The organism is Nonomuraea sp. NPDC001831 (genome assembly GCF_042892035.1).
GTDB lineage: Bacteria > Actinomycetota > Actinomycetes > Streptosporangiales > Streptosporangiaceae > Nonomuraea.
Window position 1 is genome coordinate 257,493 of the sequence record NZ_JBIATU010000010.1, and the last position, 10,809, is coordinate 268,301.

Sequence of the window (10,809 nt, forward strand, 5' to 3'; positions counted from 1 at the left end):
TGATCAGAGCTTTCCGGGCAGCACCGGTCTAGCCGGCGAGGGCCTGGGTGATCTGGCGGGTGGTCTGCGCGGCGACCCTCGGGCTGACGGCGGCGTACGTGGTGTAGGCGTTCAGGCCGGTGGCCAGGGCCCAGCCGCGGCCCCTGGTCCAGGTGGCCTCGTCCACGCCGAGCGCGGCGCGGAAGGCGGCCCGGCTGCCGGCCGACATCAGGGTGAAGGCGATCATCAGGTCGGCGGCCGGATCGCCGATGCCGAGCCCGCCGAAGTCGATGACCGCGCTGACGCGGCCCTCGACGGTCAGCACGTTGCCGGTGTGGAAGTCGCCGTGGAACCAGACCGGGGCGCGGTCCCAGCCGGGGGCGCTCATGGCCGCGTCCCACAGCCTGGTCATGGCGGCGCCGTCGAACACGCCGCCGAGCGCCGCGATGGCGGCCCGCGTCGCGCGATCCCGGCCCGCGAGCGGCTGCCCGGCGAGGTCGGGACGGTCCTTCAGCGACGGGACGCACTCGGGCGCGAACCGCTGCAGGGCGACCAGGAACTCCGCCAGCCCCTCGGCGGCCACGGACGAGCCGGCCAGCGCCTCGACGGTGGCCACCTCCCCCTCCAGCCAGCGGGACACCGCCCACCGCCACGGATAGCCGAAGCCCGGCTCGCCCACTTCCACCGGCACCGGTACGGCCAGCGGCAACCGCGGCGCGAGCCTGGGCAGCCACTCGTGTTCCTTGTCCGCCTGCCCGACGGCGTCGGCGTGGCGGGGCAGCCGGACGGACAGCTCCTCGCCCAGCCGGTAGATCACGTGGTCGGAGCCCGCCGGGTCGAGCAGCCGCAGCGGCAACGCGGCCCACTGCGGGAACTGCGTGTCGACCAGCCTCCTGACCAGGGCGGCGTCGATCGTGGGGCGGACGGGCGCGACTCCCGGGACTGCCAAGGACGACTCCAGCGACGGGCCCGCTCCGTGCGGCGGGCGGCCGGACCATCACAGTGCACCGCGAGCCCGCCTGTCGACCCGATTATCGAAGGCGCGCCACCCGGCGCGAGGCGCGAGCCGGCGACACCCGTGGGGCAAGGGGCCCTGCCCCACGGGTGTCGCCCGCGCGTTCGCAGATCGGAGCCGCCGGGGTCAGCCGGGGCGGTTGCCGGTCGGGATCACGATCTTGGTCTGCGCGCCCTTGGTCAGGTAGAACGTGGTCCACTTCTTGATCATCTCGTCGAGCAGCCAGGCCGCGGCCGGCACCAGCGGCAGCCCGATCACCCCCTCCCTGAACGCCACCAGCAGCGGCCAGGCGGTCTTGACGACCGGGTCCCACAGCGGCTCGCGCGGGATGCCGTTCCAGTCGGCCGCCTGGTTGCCGGTGAGGTACCTGGAGAACGCGTTGACGAGCGGCTTGTCGATGCTGCCCGGGCTGGTCAGCTCCGCGAGCATGTCGCGCAGGATGTCGTTCAGCTCCACGCCCTCCGGCGTCGGCCCCATGTTCCTGGGCAGGACGATGTCCGACTGGGCGTAGGAGGTGTCCCAGGTGGCGGGGATGAACTCGTCCCTGATGCCGAGCATGTGCGCCAGCAGCTGCAACGAGTGCAGGTACGCCGCGGACTCGGCGGCGGAGATGCGCACCTTCCACTCGCGCATCCCGCGCATGGAGTAGGTGGCCAGGGTGTGCCACGTGACGAGCATGTCCTCCTGGCTGATCGGGATGGGCCCCGGCCAGTGGGGGGACGACTTGAGCAGGTGTCGCACGGCCGCGTGCACCAGCCGGGTCTTGACGGCCTCGACCACGGCCGTGCCGCCGGGCCCCCAGGCGTTCTGGGGCCTGACCGCGTACGCCAGGACGTTCGTCTTGGCGACCCGGTCCTTCAGGTCGGCGCCGCCCGCGGAGTAGTAGACCGCGCGGGCCTCCTTGGGGATGGCGGTGGCCAGCATGCCGGCCCCGACGATGGTGAGCACGACGATGTAGTTGCCCTTGAGCGCGTGGAACCGCGACGCGGCGTCCAGCTTGGCCTGGTCGGCCCAGGACGGGAGCTGACGCGCCTGCTCGATGAAGGCCCGCAGGTCGGCCGGCAGCCCGGCGGGCAGCGGCTGGTCGTTGCGGTTCCAGTCGTGGAGGAGCCGGTTGACCTCGGGGATGACCCCGCGGTCGAACAGCGAGGCGAGGAGCGGGTCGGCGACGTCGTCCCACACCCAGCGGGGGTCGGCGCCGGTGCCGGAGCCCGCGACCGAGCCGCCGGCCGGCCACTCCCAGCCGTCGGCGAGCGTCTTGGCCTGGGCCGGGGAGGTGATCCCCAGCGCGCCGAGGGCTCCGAGGGCGGTGCCCGAGATCAGGATCTCGCGCCTGCTCAGCTCTGCCATGCTCTGCACTCCTTCGAGATGGGGGGTCCCGCTCAGGGCAGTCTCGATCGGCTCGCCGGAGATCCACCGAACAGGGAGCGCGTGCCGTCGCCGTCGCCGGAATCACGCCTGCTGAGTTCTCCCACGCCGCTTCCTCCTTCTCGTCCGGAGCCGAGAAGTGGGTGATACTGAGAAACAAACCATGAGTCTGTGTATCATCATGAGAGCACGTTGTGATGGACATCACAAGACCCGCCCCTGAGGCAGAATCGATCCAGGAGGTGAGCGTGGAATCCGTGCTGTCCGGCTTCATGGCGCCGTCGGGCTCGGCGTCGTTGCTGGAGCGCGCCTTCGTCGACGCCGTCGAACGCGTCGGCGACCCCGACGAGCTGCGGGCGCGCATCCTCGACGCGGCCTACGAGCAGTTCTGCCGGATGGGCATCAGGCGCTCCACCATGGAAGACGTCGCGCGCCTGGCGAAGGTGTCGCGGATCACCGTCTACCGGCGCTTCGACAGCAAGGACACGCTGGTCGAGCATGTGGTGCGCCGGGAGTTCCGCCGTTACTTCGACCAGTTCCTCATCGACATCGAGCAGGCCCGCACGCCGGCCGACCGGGTGGTCCTCGGCTTCGTCAGCTCGTTGCGGGCCATCCGCGGCAACCCGCTGATCGGCGGTCTCATCGCCACCGAGCCCGACCAGCTCGTGCCGTCCCTGATGACCGACGGCGGCCAGACGCTCGCCACGGTGCGGCAGTTCGTCGCCGGCCAGCTCCGCCGGGAGCAACGCGCGGGCAACGTGTCCGACGGCCTCGACGCCGACCTCGTGGCGGAGATGATGGTGCGCATCTCCACCTCCTTCCTGGCCATCCCCAGCGCCGTCATCGACCTCGACGACGACGGGCAACTCGCCGAGGTGGCCAGGCGCTTCCTCGTGCCCATGCTCCAGCCGCCCGCCTGACGCGCGGGCCCGGGCCTCACTTCCCGCCGGGGAAGGCGGCGCGCAGCGCCGCGCCGCGGGTGACGAAGGCGACGCCGGCCAGGGCCAGTGCCGACAGGCCCTGGAGCACGGCGTACCAGGCCGGGCAGAGGCCGGGGATCAAATCCACGCCGATGATCGCGATCGGCACGACGGTGGACAGGGTGCGCACCCGGTCGAACGCCTTGTACGACCCCTCCGCGGCGCGGACGGTCATCCGGTGGAGCAGCGGAGCCATCGCGACCAGCACGACCCCCCGGACCCACATGAAGGAGGACGCCTCGCCGCCGGTGAACGCCATCACCGCGACCACGCCGAGCACGATGACACCGACGACCCCGAAGAGCGTGACGCACTTCCTCACCGTGGCGAGGGCCTCCTGGGCACGGGCGTCGCCGAGGGCCGTCGTCGCGGTCGTCAGGTCGCCGGGGTTCGTCATGGTCTGTCTCCTCCGTGTCGTTGTGGCAGCGAGCTTAGGAAGCACCCACCGGGCCGGAACATGGGGCTGGCCGTACGGGTGGGTGGGGCTGGCCCCACTTCTGCCGGCGATCCCGTCCCGCCCGTCCCTCTTGACTTATTCTTTTGACCGACATATCTACTTTCCTGAAGGCATATTCCAGCCACACAATGTTGGCCGATCAGATGAACTCCGAGGCGATCAGACAATTCGTCTGGGACCATGAATCGCGCGTCGTCACGTTCAGCCTTTCGCCGAACCACCTGAACAGTGGAATGGAAATTCGCGATGTCTCACGCCCCCGTTCACTCCGACGTCTCCGCCGCCCCGTCCGGATCGAGGTCAGGGCCGTCCCGGCGGGCCGTCCTGGCGGGTGGCGGCGCCGCGCTCGCCGCCGCGCTGGCCCCGGCGGCGCCGGCGCGGGCCCGCGTGGCGCGGGACGCCGGCCGGACGGCCGTCACCTCCGGCACCGACTTCGCCGTCGCGCCCTCGCCCGACGGCCGCCTGCTCGCCCTCGACCTGCTCGGCGTCCTGTGGGTCTGCTCGGCCTCCGGCGGCGCCGCCCGCAGGCTCACCAGCGACCTGTACGACATCGCCCAGCCCGACTGGTCCCCCGACGGCAGGACGATCGTGTTCCAGTCGTACCGCGACGGCGTCTTCGACCTGTGGACGATCCGGCCCGACGGATCCGCGATCAGGAAGCTGACCAGCGGCCCGTACGACCACCGCGAGCCCCGCTACAGCCCGGACGGCCGCACCATCGCCTACTCCTCCGACGCGGGCGGCAGCTACGGCATCCACCTGCTCGACGTCGCCACCGGAGCGAGCCGCGTGCTGACCGACGGCTCCGCCGAGGAGTACGAGCCGGCCTGGTCGCCCGACGGAAGCAAGATCGCCTTCGTCGTCGCCGACACCAGGATCGACGTCGTCGAGGTCGCCACCGGCCGGCGCGACACCGCGGTCACGGTGCCCGCCGGGCAGGTCGTCCACCAGCCGTCCTGGCTGCCGAACGGCGTCGACCTCGCGTACCACCACTTCCACTCGGGCGCCAACGACCTGGCCGGCACCGCGGGCGCGCTCGTCACCGGCGAGGAGGTGTTCCCGTTCCGCGCCCGCTTCGCCGCGGACGGACGCTATTACTACACCTCCGCGGGCGCCATCAAGGTCCGCCGTCTCGGCTCCTCCGCCGTCGGCACGGTCGGATTCACCGCCGCGCTGACGACGACCACTCCGAAGTACCGGAAAAAAGCCCGGGTATTCGACGAGCCGAGCTCATTCCCGGTCGTCGGAATCGGCAGCCCGGCCGTTTCACCGGACGGCTCCGCCATCGCCTTCCGCGCGCTCAACGACATCTATCTGATGCGCGCCGGCGGCACCCCCGAACCGCTTTTCCGGGACCGCTGGTGGAAAGCCGACCCGGATTTCTCCCCCGACGGGCGGCGGCTGGCATTCGTCACCGACCGCACCGGCACGCTCAACGTCTGGGTCCGGGAGCTGGACACCGGCGCCGACCGGCAGGTGACCCGGCTGACCGACTCCGCCGCCCTGTCGGTCCGCTGGTCACCGGACGGCAGCGAGATCGCCTACCTGGACCAGGACGGCGCCCTGTGGGTCGTGGAGGTCTCCACCGGCGACCGCCAGAAGATCTACGACGCGACCTTCGAGCCGGGCCGCCCGACCTGGTCCCCCGACGGCAGGACGCTGGCGATGGCCGCGGTGGTGCCGTACTCGCGGCGCTACCGGGAGGGGCTGTCCAAGATCCTGCTCGTGGACCGGGCCACCGGCGCCGGCACGTACGTCGACCCCGCGCCCCACCGCTCCCTGCAGACCCGTGGCGACGACGGCCCCGTCTGGTCGCCCGACGGCACGATGCTCGCCTTCGCCATGGAGTCGGTCCTGTGGGTGCTGCCCGTCGACCCGTCCGGACGGCCCACCGGGGCGGCCCGTCAGGTCACCCGCGAGGTGTCCGACGCCCCCGTCTGGGCCGGCGACTCGGCCACCCTGCTCTACCTGAACGAGGGCCGGCTGAAGCGGGCGAGCCTCGACGGGAAGCCCGCCCGGCCGGTCCCGGTGCGGCTGACCTGGCGCAACGACCCCGGCCCCGACCAGGTCGTCATCCACGCGGGCCGCATGTGGGACGGCGTCTCCGGCCACGTCGTCCGTGACGTCGACATCGTCGTGCGGGGCCAGCGCATCGCCGCGATCGAGCCGCACCGGGACGGACGGCCCGGCGACCTGATCGACGCCCGCGACAGGTTCGTCATGCCCGGCCTGATCGACATCCACCACCACCGCGAGATGCAGGGCTACGCCTACGGGTCGCGGCAGGGTCCGCTGTGGCTGGCCCTGGGCGTCACCACCACCCGCTCGCCGGGCTCGCCCGCGTACCACATGGTCGAGGAGCGGGAGTCGGTGCAGTCGGGCGCCCGGCTCGCGCCGCGCTACCTGGGCACCGGCGAGGCCATCGACGGGGCGCGCATCTACTACAACTTCATGCGCCCGACGTACTCGCACGAGCAGCTGCGGCTCGAACTGCGGCGGGCCGCCGCCCTCGACTACGACCTGCTCAAGTGTTACGTGCGGCTGCCGGTCGTCTGGCACCGGGAGGTCATCGACTGGGCCCACCGCCAGGGCAAACCGGTCAGCTCGCACTACCACTACCCGGCGATCGCCATGGGCGGCGACCAGACCGAGCACGTCGGCGCCACCAACCGGTTCGGCTACTCGCGCACCGTCACGAACGTCGGCTCGGGCTACTCCGACGTCATCTCCATGTTCAACGCCTCGAAGATGGCCAGGACCCCCACCCTGTTCAACTCCTCGTCCCTGTACCGGGAGGACACCTCGCTGGTCACCGACGAACGGGTGCGCCGGCTCTACCCGAACTGGCGGACGGCCGCGCTGCGGGCGACGGTCACCGCGGCGCAGACCGCCGACCCGGCGACGGTCCAGGTGGTCCGGACGAACCTGGCCAACCAGGTCGCGCAGCTCAAGGCGATGATCCGCGGCGGCGGCGTGGTCACCGCCGGCACCGACGCGCCGATCGACCACCTCGGGCTCAGCCTGCACATGAACCTGCGGGCCATGGTCCGGTACGGCCTGACCCCGCGCGAGACGCTCACCTCCGCGACCAGCACGTCCGGGGCCTACCTGGGCCTCCCGCTGGGCCGGATCGCCGAGGGCATGTACGCCGACCTGGCCATCGTCGACGGCGACCCGCTGTCCCGCATCGAGGACGCGGCCAACGTCACCGCCGTCGTCGTCGGCGGCAGGCACCACACCGTCGAGCAGCTGCTCGCGCCCTACCCGTCCGCCACGACCACTACCGCCACCGCTGCCGCCGGCCGGGCGGCGCCCGCCGGCCGGGTCAAGGCCCGCGTCCCCGTCCATCCGAGCACGGCGGGCCACTGGTGGAACGACCCCGCCCACCTCGACGAAGCCCGCACCGCCTGCTGCGACGGCCACTGACCGAGCCCCGCGCGCGGCGGCCCGGCGCGGGTGTCGCGGGAGAGGCGTACCTGCTGCGGGCCAGGCCGTCCGGGTCAGGACGCCGGAATGTCCGTACGGCCGATCCCGGTCGGCCGTTCGGCCGATCAAGATCAATCGCACGGCCCCCTAGCGTCGGTGCCGACATCATCAGAAAAGGGGGCTTTCTGTGCGTGCACGAAAGATCGTCACAGCCGTCGCCGCGAGCGCGACCCTGCTGGCGGGGATGGCGGTCACCGGACAGGCGTCGGCGGACGTCAGGCGCGACAACGGGACCGACGCCCTGGCGAGGTTCCACCGTCAGGCGCTCGCCTGGCACCGTTGCGCGACCGGTCCTGGCGACGACGCCGGCGCGGCTCTGGACGCGGCGGGCGCCCAGTGCGCCGAGGTGACCGTCCCGCTGGACTACCGCAGGCCCCGGGGGCGGACCGTGTCGGTGGCGATCTCACGGATCAAGGCGGCCGATCCCGGCGCGCGCCGGGGCGTCCTGCTGATCAATCCCGGCGGGCCGGGCGGAAGCGGGCTGCAACGGCCGCTGCTCGGCAGGCTCATGCCCGCCGTCGCGGCCCGCTACGACCTGATCGGGATGGATCCGCGCTTCGTCGGCCGCAGCACGCCGATCCGCTGCCGGTGGACGACCGACACCCCCACCAGGTCGGCCGGCCCGACCCGCCGCACGTTCGGCGAGAGCGCCACGCTCATGCAGGAGCTGGCCGCCGGATGCGTCCAGGGCAACCGTGACCTGCTGCCGCACGCCTCCACCCGCAACACCGCCCGCGACATGGACGTCATCCGCGCCGCGCTCGGCGAGCCCAGATTGTCCTACCTCGGCTACTCCTACGGCACCTACCTGGGCGCCGTCTACACGCAGTTGTTCGGCGGCCGCGCCGACCGGTTCGTGCTGGACAGCGCGGTGGACCCGGACGTCTACGGCCCCGACCTGCTGTCCGCGAACGGCCCGGCGATCGACGCCGCGCTGAGGCACTGGGCCTCCTGGGCCGCCGCCCGCGACTCCGAGTACGGGCTGGGCGCCACCGAGGCCGACGTCCTGGCCACCGTGGAGCGGGTGAACCGGGCCGCGTCCCGTCGTCCGCTGCGCGTCGGCGGGTACCGGATCGACGCCCACCACGTCCCCTACCTGCTGTTCGTCCGCCTCTACGACGACAGCGCCAAGGCGTACGCCGGCTTCGCCGCGGAGGTGCGGACGCTGGCCGGCGCCGCCCGCGGCGAGGCGGTCACCGTCCCGGCGTCGCTGAAGGAGACCCTCGACGGCCTGTTCACCGGGTCCGGGCCGGCCGAGGACCGGGCGGGCACCCCGATCCTCTGCGCGGACCGGGCCGCCTCCCGCGACCTGGAGTCGTACTACCGCGACATCCAGGCCCACCGCGCGGACGAGCCGCTGTTCGGGCCGATGACCCGCAACCTCGGCCCCTGCTCGTTCTGGCCGGCCGCGCCGGTGGAGGCGCCCACCGGGCTCGGCAACGACGTCCCGCTGCTGGTCGTCGGGGCCGACGGCGACCCCGTCACGCCCTTCGCCGGCCAGCGGTCCATGCACCGGGCGCTGAGCGGCTCGCGCATGGTCACCCTGCGCGGCGCCTTCCGCCACGGCGCCTACCTCGCCGCGGGCGACGCCTGCGTGGACGCCACCGTCACCCGGTACCTGGTGGACGGCGTCCTGCCCGGCGAGGACACCACCTGTGACAGGACCGGCCGGGGGTGACCCCGGCCGCGCATCGATCGGCGGGCTGACCCCGACGGGGGTCAGCCGTTGCGGGTCAGCCGGCGCGGTCAGCCGGCGCGGTCAGCCGGCGCGGGCCAGCCGGCGCGGGCCAGCCGGCGCGGGTCAGCCGGCGCGGGTCAGCCTGGGCGGGCGCGCCGGCAGCGGGCCAGCTCGGCGCGCAGGTCGCGGCGGAGCGCCCGGTCCAGGCCGGGCTGGGCGAGCGCGTCGGTGAAGTCGCGGGCCGCCTCCTCCCAGCGGCCGAGCCGGGCCAGCGCGGTGCCCCGGTTGTAGCGCGGCTCGGGCGCGGCCGACAGGGCCACCGCCCGGTCCAGGTCGGCCACGGCGGCGGTCACCTCACCGCGTTCGAAGCGGACGGCGGCGCGGTTGGTCCACGCCTCGACCAGCGTCTCGTCGCCCTCCAGAGCCTGGGTGAACAGGTCTTCGGCCGGTTCGCCGCGCTCGGAGCGGATCAGGCCGAGCGTGCACAACAGCGCGGGATCCTTGGGGGCCAGCGCGAGGCCGGCCAGCGCCTCCCGTTCGGCGGCGTCGAGCGCGCCGCGCTCCAGGTGGGCGTTGACCAGGGCGATCCGGGCGTCCAGGTGGCCGGGGTCGATGGCGAGCGCGTGCTCCAGGTCCTCGCGGGCCCGGTCGTGGCGGCCGCGTTCCAGGTGCAGCACGGCGCGGTTGTAGTAGGCCTCGGGCAGGTGCGGCCCCAGGCTGATGGCGGTGCCGTAGTCCTTGATCGCCGCCTGGACGCGACCGGCCGCCCGGTGCAGGGCGGCCCGGTCCACGTAGTACTCGCTGTTGTCCGGATCGTGGGCGATCACACTGTCCAGGTCGGCCAGGGCCCGCTCCGGGTCGCCGAGCGCCAGGTGCACCTGGGCGCGGTTGTGCCGCAGGCGGGCCAGGTGCTGCGGGTGCTCGCCCGGCGCGAGCACCGCGGTCAGCCTGGCCAGGCCGTCGTCGACCAGCCGCAGCGCCTGGCCGGGTGCGCCCGCCCTGGCGTCCAGCAACGCCAGGCCCTGCTCGTAGAAGACGGTGGAGATCACCTGCTGGCGCGGGTCGTCCACGCTCCGCGCCAGGTCGAGCGCCTGTTCCAGCCAGTGCCGCGCCTGCGCGGGGTCCTGGCGGGCGGCCGGGAGGTGGCGGGCGTACAACATGGCGGTGGCGTACGCGGCGGACATGTTGATCTTCGGGTCATCGGTGGCGGCGCGGGCCTCGTCGTAGAGAGCGAGCGCCTCCTCGGCGCGCTCCAGCGCCGCCAGGGCGGTGGCCAGGCCGGTGGTGCAGGCCCACCACTGCCGCAGGTCGCCGTCCGGGGTGACGAGGGTGCGTCCGTGGGCGGCGACGCGGGCCGCGTGGTGGTAGAAGCCGCGGGCCAGCCCGTCGCCGAGTGCGGCGCGGACGGCGTCCGGGTCCGTGGGGAGCGGCGGCGGCTCGGCTGGGCCGTCGGCACGCAGGTCCAGGTGAAGCGGGGTGGCGGCGGTCCGCGGGACCAGGGTGTCCAGCAGTTCGGCGGTGGTCTCGTCGGCGTTCGCGACGTGGTCGAAGGTGACGGTGACCGGGCGGCGGAGGCTGCCGGCCCAGGCGGCGGCGAACTCGGCGGCGCCGTACGCCAGGCAGGCGGTGCGGCGGGCGGGGTGGAACCGGATCGGCTCCTCCTCGACGGCCGGCCGCGCCGTGCGGTCGAGCCAGGGGGCGATCGCGTACAGCTCGACCCGATGGCGGGCGGCCAGGCGGGGACGGTCGGCGGCGATCGTGGCGAGGAATCCGGCGACCCCGGCGTAGGGCCCGTGGCCGCGATGGCAGTCGTAGCGGTTCACGGCCGCACCGGGAGCCGCAGGGG

At 73.3% G+C, this 10,809-nt stretch carries 7 protein-coding genes; 3 read left to right on the plus strand and 4 right to left on the minus strand.

Translation table 11 applies throughout. The annotated features are described in order from the left end of the window. Positions 1 to 28: 28 nt before the first annotated feature. A complete protein-coding gene (locus tag ACFYYW_RS30440; protein ID WP_387653577.1) occupies positions 29 to 928 on the minus strand; it encodes an aminoglycoside phosphotransferase family protein in 900 nt (299 codons plus the stop codon). 192 nt (positions 929 to 1,120) lie between these two features. Continuing rightward, on the minus strand, positions 1,121 to 2,344 hold the full coding sequence (locus ACFYYW_RS30445) for an oxygenase MpaB family protein (RefSeq protein ID WP_387653579.1): 1,224 nt from the start codon (positions 2,342 to 2,344) through the stop codon (positions 1,121 to 1,123). A 266-nt stretch (positions 2,345 to 2,610) separates the two neighbouring features. Between ACFYYW_RS30445 and ACFYYW_RS30450 the strand changes: the two genes are divergently transcribed. Further along, positions 2,611 to 3,282, plus strand: a complete 672-nt coding sequence (locus tag ACFYYW_RS30450) for a TetR/AcrR family transcriptional regulator (protein ID WP_387653580.1) — start codon at positions 2,611 to 2,613, stop codon at positions 3,280 to 3,282. A 16-nt stretch (positions 3,283 to 3,298) separates the two neighbouring features. On the opposite strand, the gene ACFYYW_RS30455 is transcribed toward ACFYYW_RS30450, so the two are convergent. Further along, the gene (locus ACFYYW_RS30455) at positions 3,299 to 3,739 is read right to left on the minus strand and encodes a hypothetical protein (protein ID WP_387653583.1); all 441 of its coding nucleotides are present in this window, start codon (positions 3,737 to 3,739) and stop codon (positions 3,299 to 3,301) included. A gap of 306 nt (positions 3,740 to 4,045) precedes the next feature. Between ACFYYW_RS30455 and ACFYYW_RS30460 the strand changes: the two genes are divergently transcribed. Continuing rightward, on the plus strand, positions 4,046 to 7,225 hold the full coding sequence (locus tag ACFYYW_RS30460) for an amidohydrolase family protein (RefSeq protein ID WP_387653586.1): 3,180 nt from the start codon (positions 4,046 to 4,048) through the stop codon (positions 7,223 to 7,225). Between the two features lie 187 nt (positions 7,226 to 7,412). Continuing rightward, a complete protein-coding gene (locus tag ACFYYW_RS30465; protein ID WP_387653589.1) occupies positions 7,413 to 8,963 on the plus strand; it encodes an alpha/beta hydrolase in 1,551 nt (516 codons plus the stop codon). A gap of 137 nt (positions 8,964 to 9,100) precedes the next feature. Here the strand turns inward: ACFYYW_RS30465 and ACFYYW_RS30470 are convergent, their stop codons facing one another. Next, positions 9,101 to 10,786, minus strand: coding sequence for a tetratricopeptide repeat protein (locus ACFYYW_RS30470; RefSeq protein WP_387653592.1), 1,686 nt, complete (start codon positions 10,784 to 10,786; stop codon positions 9,101 to 9,103). Between the last annotated feature and the right edge of the window lie 23 nt (positions 10,787 to 10,809).